We start from the raw sequence: 19,154 nt of genomic DNA on the forward strand, positions 1-19,154 counted from the left end.
CTCGAATCCCGGTAGAATCAAACCATATCTTCTGGAAAGGGTTGTTTATGGCGGACATCGAGACCTGGCATAACAGAGATAATCGCTACACACTTCCAGCACAGGATCAGCTAGGAGTATTGACCAGCACACGCGCGGTCGTTCTCCAGAGTACGCATGTCAGAATCAACCCGGAACACATCGAGCACTTCTGCGCGCAATGGCAACAAGGCACCGCGCTTCCTGGAGGGGGTCAAACGCTTGACGAGGTACCATGGGACGTTGAGCATCACTTCTTTGAAGGAGGATTGCGTACTGTCAACTGGATGCTGCTCCTTGACGCGCTCAATTTTTGTTTCTGGGCCGAAAAGCAGCAGCCACGCTGGACCATTGAGTACAAAGGCCAGATGCTCAACGGCTACTGGGCGGAGGCTGCGGCCCTTACGCGCGCGGTCGAAGAGGGCCTGCCGCTCTGGGATGCCGCCTATCTGTGCGCCCTTGATGCCAAAACGCTTGCGCATATCTTTCGTGGTTCACAGCAAATTCCGCTCTTTGAGCAACGCCTACACAACGCGCACGAGGTTGGCCAGGTCCTGCAACAACGCTTCCAGGGCAACTTTTCTCAGGCTATCGAGCAAGCACAAGGGAGCGCACCCAGGCTGGCGCAACTTCTGGCAAGTTATTTTCCTTCTTTCAACGATATCACGACGTATCGGGGACGAGAGGTACGCTTCTTGAAGCGTGCCCAGATCTGTGTCTCCGACCTCTATAGCGCCTTTCATGGCCAGTCATGGGGAGCATTCTCGGACCTTGAGCAGCTCACCGCCTTTGCGGACTACAAAGTCCCCCAGGTTCTGCGCCATTTCCATATCCTTGAATATAGCGCCCCACTAGCACAGCGCGTCGATGCCCAGGAACTCCTTCCCGCTGGTAGCGAAGAAGAGGTGGAGATTCGAGCCGCGACCATCTGGGCATGTGAGTTGATCCAACGCAGGATGCGTACCCTGGGGTACAACGTGACCCCAGCAGAGGTGGATCAGCGCCTCTGGCTTATAGGGCAAGACGCTGAGCAGATGCAACCCTATCATCGTACACGGACAATATTCTATTAACCTGACTGTTACAATAAAAACAACTCTACTATAGATTTGGCAAGGCTTATGCAACTGAAAAATTTACTTGCTGCCCTTGAGCAGCCTCCTACCCATATTTACGGCGCAAACACGCTCCCTGAGCAAGATACTATTCTGGGATTGGCCTACGACTCACGGAAGGCCGCGCCCGGCTATCTTTTTATCGCCGTCCCCGGTGTACACACCGACGGACGCCGGTATGTGGCGGATGCCGCGCAACACGGGGCCGTTGTCGCGCTGGGTGCGTCACTTCCTTCAGCAACCGACCTACCTATTCCATACATTGAGGTCGAGGATGTCCGCACAGCGTTGGCCGACCTGGCCTGCGCCTTCTATGGCTTTCCCGCACGCGAGCTCTGCACCATAGGCGTCACCGGCACCGACGGAAAGACAACCACATCGAATATTATTAGTACACTCTTTGACGCAGCCGGGCGACGCACGGGAATGATGACCACGGCGAACTTCAAGCTCAATGGGCAGGAATGGGCCAACGCAACGCGTCAGAGTACGCTAGAGGCCCTGGAGATCCAGGAATTTCTACGCAAAATGGTTGAGATGCAGGCCACCCATGCCGTCATTGAATCCACCTCACATGGCCTGGAACTCCAGCGCGTGCGCGGCTGTGCCTTTGACGTCGGCGTGGTCACCAATATCACACATGAGCACCTGGATTTCCATAAGACGCTCGATGCCTATCGCAGAGCCAAGGCACGCCTCTTCGAAATGCTCAATCCAGAGCAAGACAAAGGTCAGGGATACCGCAAGGTAGCCATCCTCAACAAAGACGATTCCAGCTACGAAGTGCTCAAACCCTATTGCCGCGTCCCCATTCTCGACTATGGTATCGAGACAGACGCAGCAGTACGCGCCGTCGACTTGCACCTACAGGCATCTCGTACAGCCTTCCGGCTCATTCTTCCCGACGCAGAGTGTCAGATCGAGACCCCCCTGATCGGACGCTTCAACGTCAGCAACTGCCTGGCGGCTATCGCGACCGCGTACAGCCAGGACATCCCCCTCGATGTGATCACGCAGACACTGGCCACCATCAAAGGCGTTCCAGGACGTATGGAACATATTGATGAGAGACAAAACTTTAGCGTCATCGTCGACTATGCACACACCGCCGATAGTCTCCAAAAAGTACTAGCCATTTTGCGCCCCGTCACCACAGGAAAGCTCATGGTGGTCTTTGGTTCAGCGGGCGAACGTGATCGGCAGAAACGCCCCGTCATGGGAAGTGTTGCCGCACAAATGAGTGACTTCTTCGTTATTACAGATGAAGATCCACGCGACGAAGATCGCGAAAGCATTTTACGCGAGATTGCCGTGGGAGCCGAGCAGGCCGGAAAACAAGAGGGATGTGACTTTCTCTGCATTGCAGATAGGCGCGAAGCCATCGCAACCGCCTTCTCGCGCGCACAGCCTGGAGATACAGTACTGCTCGCAGGCAAGGGACACGAGCAAAGTATTATCATAGGGAGAGACAAGCTCCCCTGGGATGATAGACAGGTTGCAAGAGAAGAGTTACGCAGCCATGTCCAGTAAATTGACCTGTTGTACGATTGGTATTTGCATAAATTCAAAGAAGCAACGCGTGTCATTGCGGCGCGTTAAGACACTGGAGCGTCTCAGCCATCGTTTTGTTTTGGAGTACGTATGAATTTTATTCTCTGGCTATTAATAATATTCGCTGCGTGCGCGGTTGCGAGCCTGGCCCTCTGCGGTTTGGCAATGGTGCTCTTCCCCAAATTTCGCAGTGGAGAGCACAAACCAGGAACGCATCGTCCAGATATGCCCGCCGGGGGGCGCGAAATCAAAACCATTGAGTTGCCCCTGGTTGGTGGCCCCGCGTTTACCCTGGCTATCGTTGGCATTGGCGTCTGGGCGGGATATGTTTTTCAACTAAATAAAGATCAATGGACAATGCTCCTGATCGGCCTGGGCGCTACATTTGGCTTTGCCCTGATCGGCTTTCTTGATGATTGGAATAAGGTCTATAGCAAAGAGGGGCTCTCGGAGCGCGTGAAATTTGGCGGCCTCTTCCTGGTCTCCGCCACAGCCGCCGTACTCTACTTTTTCCTGGTCTCAACCGGACAAGAATCGTATAGCTTTTACAAAGATTTACCTATCCTCAATACCCTTCTCTCTAATCCAGGTTGCGCGGCTGATACGACCTGTCGCGTGCATCCTGGACAGTTCGCATTCTATGGCTGGCTCATTTTCCTTGTGTTGATGACTGGTTTTGTCGGTAGCTTTACCTCGGTAGCCGTCGACTTTAGCGATGGCCTGGATGGCCTGGCTGGTGGCCTTGTCTTTAGCGCCTCGCTCGCCCTGGGCATTGTCGTGACTGGACTGATTGACCCCAGGCATCCATTGGGCATCGTCTTTGAAATCCTCGCGCTCCTCTGCGCGGGCAGCACTCTGGGCTACCTTCCCTGGAACTGGCCCTCGTCCTGGGCAGCCAGGCACCGCACCGCTAAACGCAGCGCGAAGATCTACATGGGTGACTGCGGTGCCCTGGCCCTGGGCGGCATGATGGCCATTATCGCCATCTTTTCACGCAACGAGCTTCTGCTCTTACTCCTGGGTGGAGCATTTGTCCTGGAAGGCCTCTCGGCCCTCATTCAATCACGTGTGCTTACACGCTTCTTCCGTCGCTCATTGACGACGCTCCGCTTCGCCAATACGGATGAGTTTGTGCCACATACTGAGTTTCCACTACCCTTCCTGGCCACACCTCTGCATCATCACTTCGATCTGCTGGGATGGGATCGACGCCGCCTTGTCTATGGCGCATGGGCGCTGGGAGCCTGTTTCGCGGCCCTGGGTGTCATGTCGGGTCTATCGACCTTTACCTGGGAGCGCTACCTGGCACGTATCCTGGTACTCATCCTGGCCCTGGCCATCTGGACGAGCGGCTCCTGGACCAAGTGCTACTTTGTGGGCAAGCATCCCGCCGAACGCTCACGCAGACGGCGCCTAGCCCTTTACTATGGCTATCCCTACCGCATCATGGGCGTTCGCCTTTATCATCTCGTCGAGGTTATCGAGGCCAGCGAGAATGTCATCGAAACCCCGGCTGAGGAGCTGGCTCTCTGGCAGCGTATGACCATCTACGATGCGCGCTCCATGCTGGGCCTCTACTGCTACCGTGCTGGCTACTATCCAGCCGCGCTCGCGCAGTGGACGCGCATCCCCGAGCGTAACCGCATCCTGCGTCCAGAGGTAACACGTCTACTCTTCGAGGTCGACGAGCGCCTGGCCCTGGAGAAGCAGGAGACGCAGCCCATGCGCCGCGATCAGCTTATCCCGCAGGAGCCGATCCTCTCGGGGAATCTCCCGCCAGCCGATCTGCCCAACCCGCATGAGCCAATTCGCAGCGACGAGACGGCGGGGATACTGGCAGGCCCATGGGAGTCACTCAAGTCGACGCATTCGTATCCCATTAACAATGAGGAAATAGAGAACCTGGACGAGGACGACGAAGAGGCTCGGATCATGACCGCACCGCTCGGCTCCTCGACCTATAGGGAAGGCGAGTCCAACGGGCATAACGGTCAAAATGACCAAAAAAGCCAGAAACTGAGTGATGCGAGCGATCCCTCTCTCTCAGGCAATGGCACGCAACAGGCACCTACCCCCTCCAGGTGGTTCACTCGTCTCTTCCGCTCATCATCAAAGTAGAAACCGGATAAGAGTAAGGGCGTGCGGTGGCGGTGTGGCTGTGCCACACCGCCACCGCACGCCCTTACTCACCACATACAATCAGGCAAGCGCATACTGGCTTTTGAGCTGACTATATTCATCGTCGAGGTGCTGCTCCCGCACCAGTGTATGAATACATTGCGCCAGCTCCTGGCGTACTGGATGCTCCTGGCGCTGATCGAGGGCCAGGGCTTGTACCAGGTAGCGCAAGGCCTCCTGATACTTCCCCTCGGCCTGGCATAAAAGTCCCTGGCGACGCAGAACTGCGCACTGTATGGCGGGTAAAGCCAGGCGATCCGCAAGCTGCCCAGACCGGGTATAATAGTGCTCGGCCTCGGAGAAACGTCGCCAGGCGCGCGCAATATCGCCCAGCCCCCACAACGTTTGCGCTTCAATCAACAAGACATTCTGCTCCTGTACACGTGTCAGAGCCTGCTCATAGTAGGACTGCGCCTCCTGGTATTCACCACGCGTATAGGCAACAGCTCCCAGGGCATTCAAAACACGTGCCTCGTCCACACGGTCGCTCAGTGAGGCAAAGATACGTAGCGCCTCGTTATAGTACAACTGCGCATGCTCTACATCGCCACGCGCCCGCGCTACATTTCCCAGGAGGCGTAAGCTCCAGCCCTCCCCACGCAACATGGATTGTGCCTGAAAGAGGCGCAGCGACTCTCGCCCCTGTTGTTGGGCCGCATCGAACTTGCCCTGGTGCAAATAAATCTCTCCACGATCAGCAAGCACCCAGGCCTGAGCGCCGACCATATTGAGATTATCAAACGTACGCAGTGCCTCCTCATTATCGGTCAGAGCACGCGTATAGTAGCCCAAAGCGCCCTTTGTGGCTCCCAGGTCGCGTAATGCCCAGGCATACCCCTCCTGGTCTTTGAGCTGGCGCAGACCTTTGACGGCCTGCTCAAAGAGTTCTAGCGCTGGCCGGTAGTTGCCATACCCGCGCTGTAGCTCACCATGTACAAGCGTGAGCCAGAGGCTCCCACGTTCATCCTGAGCCTGGGCGAAGTTGACCTTCGCCTCTTCAAGATAAGCCTCGGCCTGGGCGAAGTTGGCCTCCTCACGCGAGAGGACCGCGAGTTCATAGAGCGCCCAGGCCGAGTCTTGCGCCTCCCCTTTCTGCTGGTGAAACGCCAGGCTACTACGCAGGCAGGCTTCGGCCTCCATATACCGCCCCAGGTGGCGCATAAGCGCCCCCATACAGCACTGTATCCTGCCCTCACCTGTCGTGTCGTGCAACCGCACGGCATGTACACCCGCTCGCTGCAACATCGCGCGAAGCTCGGCTGTGTAGCCGCGCCCATATAAGGCCCAGGAGGCCCGCACCGCCAGGCTCACCGCGTTCTGCAAATCTTGCGACTCGCCCGCGCTCTCCAGGTGCTCAAAGGCGGCGAACCACTCCTCGGGGCTAGGCTGGGGCAGGTGCATATAGTAGGATGCGACGATGCGATGGACGCGCCTGCGCTCCTCCCCTGGCAGTTGTGAAACCGCGAAATGGCGTATCTGGGGATGGATGGTATAGACACGCCCATCAAACTGCACAAACGAGGATTGCACAAGCTCATCACGCGAGGCACGCCAGTTGCGCACAAGCATCTGTAAAGGAGAATCTACCGTGGCGTCCTCCAGGGATGCAGATGCAAGCGTGGCAATCCCATCTGTGGTTCCAGCAACCATATCCTGAAAAAGCAGGGCAATCTGCTCGCGGCTAAAGGGAAGCTTAAAGGCCGAGAGATAGGCAAGAAGCAGGCGGGCCGAAGCGCTCAGGCGCCTGGAAGAGACCTCTAAGACTGTGAGGATGCCAGCCAGGGGAGAGCTGCGCAATTCATCGCGAACCTCCTCAAGGGAGCGGGTGGCGGCCTCTGGTGTGTACACCTGGCCCTCAATCGTGCGCGCTGTGCCAAAGATCAGCTCGGCCCCAAGGGGATAGCCATCCAGCAGAGAGCAGATCTCACGTAAGATCTCCTGCTGATAGGGATCATCAAGGTGGATACGCTGGTCCAGCCCACTCGCCTGCGCCAACTCCATAAAGAGCTGCAACTGGTCGGCATCGGTCATCTTCCCCACGCGATACTCATACCAGCGACAATGCGCATTCTCCAGAGCCAGCATATTTTCTGGATTCGACTGAGAGGTCACCAAGACCGTCACTTCAGCAGGGAGCGCACAGATGAATTGAAGCCAGGTCTCCAGTTCATTGCGATCACACACCTCTTCAAAGGCATCCAGCAAAAGCAGGCAAGGAAGTTCGCGACTGGCAAGCGAGCGCAGTGTGCCCATCACTAGGCGCGCACGATGCTCGCTATCTACGGCAGACTGCAAGCGCGTCGGGATGTGCAAATAATGAATAATCTCGATCAGAGCCTCATGAAAAGTCTTGCCGCCCTCAAGCGAGACACCGACCACGCCACCAGGGAATTTATCCTGGTGACGGCGCACCACCTCCAGGGCCAGGGCACTCTTGCCAATGCCAGCCGAACCGGTAACCGCGATATGGTGCGGGTTATGGCGTTGACGTTGCGCGGTCCTGGCATTCGCTCCATTTGCCGAAACCGCCAGTAACAGGGCATCAAGCTCACGCAACTCGCGCTCGCGTCCCACAAAAGTTGTGAACGATCCCAGGTGCGCCAGGGGGCATCATGCTCCTCTGGCTGCTCCCGACTGACAAGCAGAGGCACAGGAGCGACATCGCTCTCGGTGACCCGGCGATAGAGTACGGGGATAAACCAGCTTTGCTGCAAGGGGAGCATGGCCTGGCGCGCCCGCGCCAGCGCCTCCTCCAGTGTTCGACCATCGGCGAGTGCCTCGTAAAAATGCGACATAAAGGTCGGACTCAGGTCATCCTGGAGCGAGAAAGGCATCGCGACCACCGCTGGTACCTGGGCTGAGACCAGGGCTGTTGCCAGCGATGCATCTACGGGATTGGCTCCGGGGCGCTTCTGACAGTGCGGTCCCTCCGCCGCCACCATAGCGGTCTCACAGGCCGAGAAAACCGCCAGGCGCACATCACTGCTGACAAAGAGATCACGCAGAGACTGAGCATCGATAAACTGGTTGTAGCCTTCCTCATTACAGAAACAGAGGTAGGTCTGGGGATTCACCCGGCTCAATGATTGCCCACAGTTCGTGCAGCGGCGCACCTCAGCATCATTGACGGCCTTACATTCCTCATTGGGACAGAGGCGCCCATAGGCACCATGCCCATCAAAGTGGACAATATAGCAAGGGATTGAGGTATCACTATCATCAAAGACGCCCGCGCCACCATAGGAGCTTAAATAGCGCACAAGCTGATCAAAGGTCGGCGGCTCCAGGCGATCAAGGAAGACCTGCCCCGAGGCAATGAGGGGTGAGAAACCGCGTTCCAGGGCCTCAAAGCTAATTTCGGTCTCCAACGGAGCACAATCCAGGGGTGAGGACCCGATATAGAGCACACGCATAGGTGGATGCACAGGCAGTTCGCAACCGCCCACATCATCGGCATCAATCAATGCACGCGTCAGCGTAAAGATACCCGAGCCCAACAGGAAGAGGTCACCATTATGCAGTAGCTCCCAGGGATAGCGCACAAACTCATCACAGCCCACCCCAAAGGAGAAGGTAAGCGCCACTGTTCCACGGCGACGCAGCGTGCGCTGGATGACACCACGCAAAAGCGCCTGAACCGATTGCTCGGCCTCGTGAGGCCTGGCGTTCAACGGCAATGGTGAAGTAACGTCCATACCACATAACGAGAGAAAGAGACGATAGCCAATCTCGCGCAAATTCTGCGTGTTATTGTTCTGTAGCGTGTTCAGTTTCTTCAGCAGGAGATTTAACTGCTTGGTGGTATAGGGCGGAATAAAATTTCCGCGTACGGTCCGTCCCGACCAGCTTTCCTTGACCTGTAGCTCAAAATGACCCTTGTCACGACTCTGAAATAGGAAATTAATGGTTTCACTCATAATGTGTAACCGGCGCCCTGGTCTTTCTTCCAAAATAGTAGAGCTTTACGCGGCACCTCTGCCAGGATGGCTAAAAAGACGCTCTCTCGCAGTTAGTATAGCACAATTCAGGAATAAGTGATTACATTCTACTTGGCGGTTAGCTTGCTCAACAGCCCCAGCCGCATACAGCGAGGAGCTTGCACTGTCTTTGACTAGAAAAATGGGGCCTTTTTACCAAAGGCCCCACCTATGCTTACTCGCCCCAGAAAAGTTCAACTTTGCCGAAGCGAACGACATCGCCCACCTGGACACCTGCGATCTCGAGGGCCTTCGTTACCCCCATTTTCTCCAGAGTACGCTCCAGGCGATCCATACCCTCTTCGCTCTCGGTATCAGTCATACTGACCGCGCGCTCGACACGCTTACCGCGTACGACGTACACGCCCTGATCTTTGATGACCGAGAAGGCATCATCCGGCTGTGGGCGCAACACGGGGGCGTTCTCAAGCGAAAGCACCTGGGCCGCGGCAAGCTCCTCTTCCTCGCGCTTGATTTCGCGCAAGCGGTCGCCTGCAAACTGCATGAGTTCCTGTGTCCCCTGGTGAGTGGCCGCAGAGATGGCGAAAACGGGATAGCCAGCAGCCTCGGCCTGAGCCTTGAGCGCGGGCCAGCACTCCTGGGCCTCAGGCAGATCGATCTTATTCAGCACCACAATCTGTGGCCGCGCAGCCAGCTGTTCGTCGTAGTCACGCAGCTCCTGGTTGATCTTCGCGAAATCTTCCCAGGGATCGCGCTCTTCGACCAGGGACCCATCCAGCATATGAATGAGCAAGCGCGTACGCTTGACATGGCGCAGAAACTCGTGTCCCAGGCCAACGCCCTGGGCCGCGCCCTCGATCAAGCCAGGAATATCGGCCAGGACAAAGTCAAAGCCGTCACCCTGCCTGGCATGTCCAACCTCAACGACTCCCAGATTGGGAACCAGGGTCGTAAAGGGGTAGTCAGCAATCTTCGGACGCGCAGCGGTTACGACGGAGAGCAACGTAGATTTACCTGCATTGGGGTAGCCCACCAGGCCAACATCGGCGATCAGGCGCAGCTCAAGCGTAATCCAATGCTCCTCACCAGGCTCGCCTTTCTGCGCTTCACGTGGAGCCTGGTGCGTCGAGGTCGCGAAATGCACATTTCCCAGGCCACCACGGCCACCACGAGCTACCATTACCTGCTGCCCTGGCTCCACGAGGTCCGCGACCAATTCATTCGTCTCGGCATTCCGAATAATTGTGCCACAGGGCACCTTCAGGATAACATCGTTTCCTTTCGCACCATGCATCTTTTGACGCATGCCACTCTCGCCGGACTCCGCGCTAAAATTCTGTTTATAACGATAATCAATCAGCGTATTTAGCTGGTTGGTTGCTTCAAAGTAGACACTGCCACCCCGGCCACCATCGCCACCATCAGGTCCTCCATTGGGAGCAAACTTCTCACGGCGAAAATGCATTGAACCGTTGCCACCATCACCCGCCTTTACGAAAATCTTGGTATGGTCAAAAAACATGGCGTCTTCCCCACTCTATCCTTCTTATGCGTTCTTAAAAAACAATCTTTGTACAGCAGCGCAATAAAATATACCATAGAACGGCAGAGAACGCTATGGCATTAGTAGCTTTGTGAAAAGGAAGGGTATGGAAAGGGAGCTGGCTCTGCCAGCTCCCTTTCCATACCCTTAACACCGCAGGTGCCGAGAGAGCTACCTCTCTAGCCCTCTTCTTTGAAGCTAGCAAATGGAGTATCCACCAGGTGCTGGGAGATAAACCAGGTCTGCATCTCTTGCAAGGGCAGGACTTCCGAGGTGAGGATGTCGTTGGTCGTGTAGTCCTTGTTTTTATCACTTAACTCAATGCCCTCACGCACACCTTGAATGACGGTTGCATGTGCACTCACGAGACGCGAGAGCATCGCAGGCACATCCTCAACCCCCTTTGGTGGCCGCTCGATCTTGGTCAGTTCCGCCACATCATGTGGCATGGCAATGGTGACCCCACCCAGCTGCTGCACGCGCTCCGCCAGCAGATCGATGGTCTTCTCAATCTGTTCGGCGTGCTCGTCTAACAGCAAGTGTAACTGGTAGAACGTTGGGCCAGTCATCTGCCAGTGATGCTTTTTATAGAGACTGTAGAGTGTGATCGAATCGGCAACCAGATGATTCAGGCACTCAACATTCTGCTTGATTGCACTTTCAGGCAGGCTAAGAGGCATAGCATGCAACTGTCCATACTGTTGGATCTCGTATGAACGCTGCTTAAAGCGGGGCTGGGCCTCGATTGTCTGTGCCCCCTGCTTCGACATAGTGTGAGTCTTGGTAGTCATCTATCGTTCACTCCTTTTACGTAGCAGATAGCGACGTCGTATTTTGTGTATCCAAAACTCAACACGCTCTTTGCAGAAGAGAGGTTACAACTTTAGCGAGGTGAGGCGTGCCAATCGCCGTAGCCGCCGCTCTGGTTATCACAGGCATTATTGCGATAACTACAATAGGTTCCCGAGAGAGATTTATCGCCATTGACCTGGCCTTGAAAGTAGAGTGGCAACAGGCCCGCATAGCTTGCAACCAGGAAATGAAACTTGCGATCAGGCGTAATGGTCCCATTAAAATTGTTATTACCAACCAGTCCCGGGCCAAAGGAGGCATAGCCAGTAAAGCTCTGGCCATTTTGCGCGATATTAGAGAGTGCAATCGTAGAATTGGTTGGCGGATCGGTGTATTTATCCGAAATCGTGCCACCATAGCCCTGAGCCAGTCGCGGTGGCGAGGCTGGCGGTTGTACCACTGGAGGGGCTGGTGGGGCAGTTGGCGTAGCAGTTGGCGTAGCAGTTGGCGTTGTCCCCCTGGTCGGCGCCTGCGTCGCCCTGGCCGTTGGCTGGTGCACAGTCGACGACGTGGGTGTGACTTTGGCCTGCGTTGATACGCCAGCAAGCAAGCCACTATTAGCAGTCCAGATCAGCCCTCCCACCAGGAGAAACGCCAGGAGCAGCGCGGCTACCAGTAGGAACAGCCCTTTGCGCGAGCGGCGTTGACGCCGGGGTAGCTCCTGCACCACAACGCTTGGCGGTGGAAGTGGAGCAGGAGTCACCGGGGGCGGTTGCGGCGTCTCGACCTGGGGGCCTGGTGCCTCATTCGCCTCTGGAGGCATCTCGTAGACAACAGGCTCGGTCTTCACCTCAGGCGCATAGACTTTCAATGCATTCCAAAACTCTTCTACGCTGCCATAGCGGTCCCCGGGGTCAAGCGCCATCGCCTTTTGCAGGATATCGCTCACCTCCTGCGGCAGCTCCTCGACCAGGCTATGTGCGGAGACCAAGGGATCAGAACTTCCACTGCCCACACGTGTCAGGCGCGTAAGCGCATCGATGGGAACCTCACCCGTCAATAAGGTATAGAAGGTCGCGCCCAGCCCATAGATATCGCTGCGCAGGTTTGTACCGCGCATATAGTGCTCGGGCGAGCCATATCCAGGAGAGCAGTGCCGCACGGCTGAGGTCGTAGAGTCCAGGTCGTAGGTCTTGGCAATGCCAAAATCGACCAGGACGGCCCCCTCGCCTGAGGTAGGGATAATCATATTTGATGGCTTGATATCACGATGAATAATGGGCGACTGCTGGTGATGCAGGTAACTTACTGCCTCAATGATAGGCTTCATCATCGCCATAACGCGAGCAAGGGTAAAGCGTCCCTCGGGCTGGCGCCGTCGCAAACGCTCCAGGTTCGGCCCATTGATGAAGTCCATGAGCATATACACGCTCTGTGCCTTCTCGTCCTCGAACACGCGGTACACACGCGGCAGAGCGTAATGATCCAGGTGTTCGAGGATACGGCTCTCGAAGGCGAAACGTTCGCGCTGCTGAGGATTAGGGTCTATCTGCTCTTTGAGGGCATAGACATTCCCACCACGGCGATCACGCACACGATATACCGCGCCAAAGCCGCCTGTCCCTAGTAGCTCTTGAATTTCATAGCGATCACGCACAACCTTCCCTTTCGGGAATTTTGTCTGCAAATCCCTCATTCACGCACCTCACGCATAAATTACAATTTCCTTATTATATGTATAAAGCGTAAGGCTAGCAAGATCAGCTACAACAATTCTTCGACCAGTTCCTTCTGTTGCGAATGAGACGGGCGGGGATAGGTAATCAGACGCGCGCCGCGCTGGAAGGTCAGGTATGCCCATGCCCATTGAAAGACGACTAATACGCGATTGCGGAACCCTATCAAGAAGAAAATGTGAACAGCTAGCCAGAGAAGCCAACCCAGAAAGCCCCAGATACACACACGGCCAAAATCGGCTATGCCAAAGGAACGACCCACGGTCGCCAGGTTTCCTTTATTCGTATAATGAAAAGCAGGTTCAGAAGCTTGCGACTCTTTCACCTTTTTCACGATCAATGAGCCTATATAGTTTCCCTGCTGCATCGCAACGGGTGCCACACCAGGCAGAGGCTTGCCATTCTGCATGAGCGAGGATGTGTCACCAATCACAAACACATTTGGCTGCCCCGGAACGGAGAGATCAGGCTGCACTTTGACACGACCCGCGCGGTCAACCTCGGCCTGCAACCACGTGCCCGCGGGCGAGGCCGCCACACCAGCCGTCCAGATGACGTTTCTCGCCGGAATTCGCTGCCCCGCGACGACCACGCCCTCACTATCAATATTTTCGACAGGTGAGTTCGTGCGCACCTCGACACCCAGGTGGTTCAGGGCTTTGCGCGCCTTCTGTGCCAGTTTCTCAGGGAAAGCGGGCAGGATGCGTGGCATGGCCTCAACCAGGATCACGCGTGCCGAGCGGGGATCAATATGGCGAAAATCACGCGCGAGCGCCTTATGAGCCAGCTCAGCAATCGCTCCGGACATTTCTACACCCGTGGGGCCAGCTCCCACCAGCACAAAGGTCATCAACTCCTGCTGGCGATCAGGGTCCGACTCCATCTCGGCTGCCTCAAAAGCAAGCAATATCTGGCGCCGAATATGCGTGGCATCGGTGACAGTCTTCAAGCCCGGCGCGCAGTCGCTCCATTCGTCATGGCCAAAATAACTATGGGCCGCCCCAGTCGCGATCACCAGGTAGTCATAAGGGATCTCACGCTCGGCGGTAAGCACAAACTGGCGCTCGGTATCCACACCCGTTACCTCTGCCAGCAACACCGTAGTATTCTGCTGGCTTTTTAAAATGGAGCGGATGGGAGCCGAGATATCGGCGGGCGAAAGTCCTGCCGTCGCCACCTGGTAGAGTAAAGGCTGGAAGAGATGATGGTTATTCTTATCAATCACAGTTACCTGGACCGGGGCATCGCGTAGAGATCTAGCCACGCGCAGACCACCAAAGCCAGCGCCAACAATCACGACACGAGGAAGCCCCGTCGTCACAGAGAAGCCATCCGACTGTTGTTTCTGCATCATACTGCTTATGTGTCTCCTTGTTTAGGAATTCTGTCTCAACATAGAGACACGCTGCTACTATACACAGTGTACCAGCACACTTTATTGTGGCTCATTTACACGATCAATGGCAAGCCCCTACCTTAGACCGACGCTGCCAATGCACACGTCGATCAATCACACTTCCCATAGAAATCTTCCAGCAGCGTCAGAACAATGGCCTCTTCGCGACTGAGTCCCTGAAAGCGTTTCTGTGCATGGTGCTGCTCAAAGCTGCCTACCGCCTGCCACAACGAGCCATCACTATAACTGGTGAACAATGCTGGATGCACATAGCATTTACGGCATATGGCCTTGGTGTTGCCCAGGTAGACCGCGGCATGATCCACAGCCTCCCCGATGTTCTTTTTCTCCTGCGTTTTTGTTTCAGCAGGACCCAATTCTATGAGAGCACGGGTCGCGACAACGGTGCCCGTCCAGGTACGGAACTCTTTGGCGGTAAAAGCTTGTCCACACACAGCCTGGAGGTAGGCATTGACATCATCAGAGGAGAGGGTATGCCGCTCGCCAGCGCTGTCTACATATTGGAATAACTCCTGTCCCGGAAGCTCCCGGCATTTCTTCACGATACGTGCTAGCTGGCGATCCTCTACATCAATTGTCAGCTTCTTGCCGCTTTTGCCAATAAAGCAGAAATGGATGGTTGAGCCCTCAATATCAACATGGTCCTCGCGCATCGTGGTCAGGCCAAAGGAGCCATTAGAGCGCATATACTCCTCGTTGCCAATGCGAATTGAGGCCACGTCCAGCAGGCGCACCAGCGTGGCCAGGATCTTCTCTCGTGTCAGACCCTGCCGCTGCAAATCTTGCTCAAGATGCTGGCGCAGCGCGGGAAGGCTATGTGCAAAAGCCACTAGGCTATCATATTTAGTCGCGTCACGCACCTCGCGCCATTGTGAGTGATAGCGGTATTGCTTACGCCCTTTGGCATCACGGCCAGTGGCCTGTAAGTGCCCATTGGGACGCGTGCAGATCCAGACATCCTTCCAGGCAGGAGGAAGCACCAGCGAGCGAATACGAGCAAGCGTCTTCTCATCGCGCACAGGCTCTCCATGCGCATCCAGGTAACGAAAATGCCTCCCTGCTCGCTTGCGCGTTATCCCTGGCATGCTATCAGTCACATACCGTAATCCAGCCTCATGTGCCGACTCCACCGCCGTAGGCTGCTCAAAGCAAGTATCCTGCCGCTGACGAGATTGCTGTTCTATGCTCATAGCTTAGCTCCATCCTCACCATTCATCCAGAGAGAAAGCCAACATTCTTCTACGCGTACCTCATCGAGGCTATGGAGAAATATCCCTATGTATGTCACGCTAAGCTAAACTGCGGAGTAGACAACTATGATTATCGTCAGGAATGAAGCACTCAAAATGCGTTGCATGTGCCAATCATCAGCACAAAAAAACTAGGATCGTAAACTTGCCTTAGAAAGTTGTTTTTCCAGAGCAGCCAAGTAGGCGAGAGGATCTTTGCGAAAGCGAAGCTGTTTGCAGCGAGCTTCTTGACGAGAGGAAACTTCGGAGCGCAGTTGTCGCCAGCGGGCCAGATCAGAGGGAACAAGCTCCTCCTCGCTGAAAAGATGCAAGCGGGTGGCAAGTGCTGCTGTCAAGCGAACGGCTCCCCGCACTACCAGAGCCGGAATGGCTCCTTTGCGTCCAGTCGCTCGGCGCTCCCCTCGACGAACGGCCCCAAAGGCTTGTTCCAGGTCATTGTTGGTTTTGGGAACATCGGCCACCTGGTAGCAGCAAAAGAGATGAGGCCCATAGCTCTGAGTGACCTTCAAGAAGTGCGAGAGGGCCTCTCGACTTGCCTGATGCTGCTCCGCGTCCTCTCGCATGCGCATCAGTTCCCTCTCAAAGCGCTCTTGGACCTCTTGTGCTGCTTGCTGCTCGTGATTGCTGAGCACCTGGGCCACGGCCCAGACATGGGCAAAGAGCGGATGAACAACGGCAAACAGCGCCTCCGTGGCCTGTAATCCCTTGTCGAGCAGGTGCTTCAATCGTCCAAGCTCTCGTGGAAGCCCCCTTTTTGAGCCACGCGATCCAACGACTCGCTGATGGCTTGCAATCGTTGCTGCAAACGCAAGCCCGATGCCGAGAGCGGAGGCATTCCATCATCAGTCAGGCTGGCACGAACCCCCAGGCAGTAATCATGAATCACCTGAGCCTCCTCATCGGTTCTCCCCTCGACGGCTCGCTCGATGGGCCGCACCCCACGAACCTGCTTTTTTAGCTCCTTCTTGGCATGGCGATCTGCCTCGTAAATGGGCTTGGCGGCTTCACGCAGATAGTGAAAATGGCAGAGTTGATGAGGTATCTCGGGAAAGGCCGAAGCGACGGCACGACGAATGGAAAGCTGCCCATCAGAAACCACAGCCAGGAGAGGAACAGCCAGCAGGTCTTTGACCTCGGTGAGCAAACCCGCCAGATCCTCTTGACTTGAGCTGAGAAGCGCTCGGGCCAGCACGATCTCTCCGGAGAGGACCTCGCGGATGACCCAGAGCACCTCATGACCCACATCCGGCTGTAACCCATCGATGGCGAGAATCACACGTCCTTGGGAAGCGAAGCGGGCTTGCAGCCGGTGTCGGCTAGAGAGATGCAGGCTCACCAATTCCTCATACCGGTGCATCAGATGCTCGACGGTCCGCTCACAGACTGGCACTCCTTGCTCCTGCAACAGGCGTTGGATATGGGGAGCTGAACGATGATCGCGGTAGCGCAGATGCCCCACATACGCAATCAGATCCAGACCGCATTCCCCATGAGGAAGTGCCCACCGACCTTCTTCTTCGGCTCGATACGGCTGTTTGTACGCCTGACAGGTTGCATTGGGGCAGCGGCGAACGACGATGCGTAGCTGAACGAACCCCTGCATCGTGAGCACCTTGCGTGTTCCATGATAGGCGACCGGCATCCAGTGGCCGCATGAGCGACAGTGCTGCTCCTGTGGCTCCAAACGAATGTGCTGCTCTGCTTGGGGACGAGGCACTCTTCTTCCTCTCATCTGCGCTTTCTCCTCATTCACCTCTTTCTCTCTAGTTTACTCCTTCCTCCAAGCTCAATTTACGATCCTAGAAAAAAAGAGCGGGCGATAGACAAATGCTATCGCTCCGCTCCGCTCGGTCAAATCCCTTTGAGGACGCCTGGTAAAAACTGAAAAAAGTCTGTTTTTGGCGACTATACCAGGGCGCTCTTGGCGTCATCGACGCGCGCGACCAGGGTTTGCAAGAGCTGCTGAAGCTGTTCGCGCAGACCGGCATCCACCAGGCGGCCCTCTGCATCAATCTTAGCATGCCCCTCGCCTACGTAGAGCGAAGGCTCGTCCAGCAGGTCGCTCTTCTGTGTAGCCAACAACTGGCGCAACTGGACGTGTGCGGGACCTCTCTGACGACCAATCCCCATGAGTGCAACTGGCTTCTCGGCCAGGGCGGCATTCCCGCTGGCAGCAATCCATTTCAGGGCATTCTTAAGTGCATTGGAAAGCAGACCTTTATATTCAGGGGTCGCGATCAAGAGCGCATCAGCCTGAGCAATACGCTCGCTGAATAGGCGAACACTTTCGGGAGGGTTATACGTCTCTGTAAAAGCGGGTAGATCAGAGAGTGAGAGAATTTCAAGCTCGGCCTGGGCGGGCAAAAGTTCCTGTGCTGCTCGCAAAGCCGCTTTATTATAGGACTCTTCGCGCAGGCTACCGGTAAAACCAACAATGCGAATGATAGACAAGGTAGAACTCCTTAGAAAAAGATGGCAAAAATCAACATTAACTTCTTAATACGAAAATTTTGTGAACAATACAGGCCCATTTACAGTCTGCTACGTTCTCCCACCCTCAGCACATGTAGCGCTATTTTTCAGGGGTACGAATTATTAAACGCATATTTATCACTTGTAGCAACGAAAGTGCCGAGCTTATAGGCAAAAAGTCATCCCTTCACCATTCGTACGCAGCGCAATATACTAGCCAACTTGAGCAGTATGAGCTTTTAAAAACGGTTGGAAAGCGCAGCCAGCAAGGCTGCATTGATGACGACACAGATAACGCCATCACAACGCACACGCTACCTATTATCGACAGCCAGCAGCAAATGCTAAGGTTTTGCCGCCAGAGTGATTGCCTCTCTCATCTCAAGGAAACATGCAGCACCTTCATTATATTCCCGCAGATCAAAGAACACATCATAAAGGAGGGAATAAGCACAAAGCAAGGCCGCATGATGCGACAAGAATAGTGCATCATGCTGTAGATATGTCTCATTTTGTGAGCTACTTCACAGTGTATAAGGCGGAGAGAGCGTAAGATAAAGGCCATGAGAAACACATCACCCCGCTGGAAGGCGAGCTGATTCCATCTCAGGACGAGAGAAACCTTTTGGAAATGTGAAAACACATTCTGAACTGCAAACCGACTTGAGAGCAGGCTTTACGGGCACAAAGCCTGCTTTTTTTGCGCCTATATTATGCACATGCAGATATGCCGCCCCAACTCTAGCGTTCTGATGACCTTACACCTGGATGCGCAATGGCGACACCACCATGAATGAGCAGCGTATCACCAGGCGCGACATGCGGCAGCAGCGAAACATCGACACGCTCAATATGTTCTTGTGCCTCCACCAGGGCGAAACCCGTCTCCTCCTCATCCAGGCTGATAACCCTGGCGACCTGAGGTTCATCACTACACGTGAGACAATGGCTTTCTGGCGACGTCCCCGCTGGCATCGGAGGCGTCTGCTCGCTCCATACACCATGCGAACGCACCACCGCGCTCTCTTCTCTCACAGGCAAGCTTGAGAGATGCTTAGTATTCTCAAAAAGGACATCCTGCGTATTGATATTCTCCTCAGAGTTCATGGGAAAGCCCTCCTCTTCCATCAGGAGCAGATAAACC

13 protein-coding genes are annotated in these 19,154 nt (G+C 55.3%); 3 read left to right on the forward strand and 10 right to left on the reverse strand.

Translation table 11 applies throughout. The features are described 5' to 3' along the window. The first annotated feature begins 47 nt into the window (after positions 1-47). From JMJ16_RS18160 to JMJ16_RS18170, 3 genes are all read left to right on the forward strand, one after another. Positions 48-1,091: a queuosine salvage family protein gene (locus JMJ16_RS18160; RefSeq protein WP_201383742.1), complete on the forward strand. Its 1,044-nt coding sequence runs from the start codon at positions 48-50 to the stop codon at positions 1,089-1,091. A gap of 48 nt (positions 1,092-1,139) precedes the next feature. Then, positions 1,140-2,663, forward strand: coding sequence for a UDP-N-acetylmuramoyl-L-alanyl-D-glutamate--2,6-diaminopimelate ligase (locus JMJ16_RS18165; RefSeq protein ID WP_201383743.1), 1,524 nt, complete (start codon positions 1,140-1,142; stop codon positions 2,661-2,663). A gap of 111 nt (positions 2,664-2,774) precedes the next feature. Further along, entirely contained in the window at positions 2,775-4,802 is a 2,028-nt protein-coding gene (locus tag JMJ16_RS18170) for a hypothetical protein (RefSeq protein WP_201383745.1), read from the forward strand. Positions 4,803-4,883: 81 nt separating this feature from the next. Here the strand turns inward: JMJ16_RS18170 and JMJ16_RS56500 are convergent, their stop codons facing one another. From JMJ16_RS56500 to JMJ16_RS18215, 10 genes are all read right to left on the reverse strand, one after another. Beyond that, complete coding sequence (locus tag JMJ16_RS56500; RefSeq protein ID WP_307813171.1) at positions 4,884-7,115, reverse strand: tetratricopeptide repeat protein; 2,232 nt, start codon at positions 7,113-7,115, stop codon at positions 4,884-4,886. A 77-nt stretch (positions 7,116-7,192) separates the two neighbouring features. Beyond that, positions 7,193-8,779: a CHAT domain-containing protein gene (locus tag JMJ16_RS54455; protein WP_236601615.1), complete on the reverse strand. Its 1,587-nt coding sequence runs from the start codon at positions 8,777-8,779 to the stop codon at positions 7,193-7,195. A gap of 235 nt (positions 8,780-9,014) precedes the next feature. After that, complete coding sequence (gene obgE / locus JMJ16_RS18180) at positions 9,015-10,322, reverse strand: GTPase ObgE (protein ID WP_201383749.1); 1,308 nt, start codon at positions 10,320-10,322, stop codon at positions 9,015-9,017. A 200-nt stretch (positions 10,323-10,522) separates the two neighbouring features. Continuing rightward, on the reverse strand, positions 10,523-11,134 hold the full coding sequence (locus JMJ16_RS18185) for a Dps family protein (RefSeq protein ID WP_201383751.1): 612 nt from the start codon (positions 11,132-11,134) through the stop codon (positions 10,523-10,525). Between the two features lie 92 nt (positions 11,135-11,226). Then, positions 11,227-12,822, reverse strand: coding sequence for a serine/threonine-protein kinase (locus tag JMJ16_RS18190; protein ID WP_201383753.1), 1,596 nt, complete (start codon positions 12,820-12,822; stop codon positions 11,227-11,229). Positions 12,823-12,899: 77 nt separating this feature from the next. After that, a complete protein-coding gene (locus tag JMJ16_RS18195) occupies positions 12,900-14,225 on the reverse strand; it encodes an NAD(P)/FAD-dependent oxidoreductase (protein ID WP_201383755.1) in 1,326 nt (441 codons plus the stop codon). A gap of 152 nt (positions 14,226-14,377) precedes the next feature. Next, positions 14,378-15,478, reverse strand: coding sequence for a DNA topoisomerase IB (locus JMJ16_RS18200; RefSeq protein WP_201383757.1), 1,101 nt, complete (start codon positions 15,476-15,478; stop codon positions 14,378-14,380). Between the two features lie 191 nt (positions 15,479-15,669). Further along, positions 15,670-17,180 (reverse strand): ISNCY family transposase gene (locus JMJ16_RS18205; protein WP_201386145.1). Its coding sequence is split into 2 segments (ribosomal slippage): positions 15,670-16,280 and positions 16,280-17,180, totalling 1,512 coding nucleotides; the frame shifts between segments, so codons are not numbered across the junction. Between the two features lie 263 nt (positions 17,181-17,443). Beyond that, positions 17,444-17,989: an NADPH-dependent FMN reductase gene (locus tag JMJ16_RS18210; RefSeq protein ID WP_201383759.1), complete on the reverse strand. Its 546-nt coding sequence runs from the start codon at positions 17,987-17,989 to the stop codon at positions 17,444-17,446. Positions 17,990-18,751: 762 nt separating this feature from the next. Continuing rightward, positions 18,752-19,117 carry a HypC/HybG/HupF family hydrogenase formation chaperone gene (locus JMJ16_RS18215; RefSeq protein WP_201383760.1) on the reverse strand — a complete coding sequence of 122 codons (366 nt, stop codon included), beginning with the start codon at positions 19,115-19,117 and terminating at the stop codon, positions 18,752-18,754. Between the last annotated feature and the right edge of the window lie 37 nt (positions 19,118-19,154).

The organism is Ktedonobacter sp. SOSP1-52 (assembly GCF_016587395.1).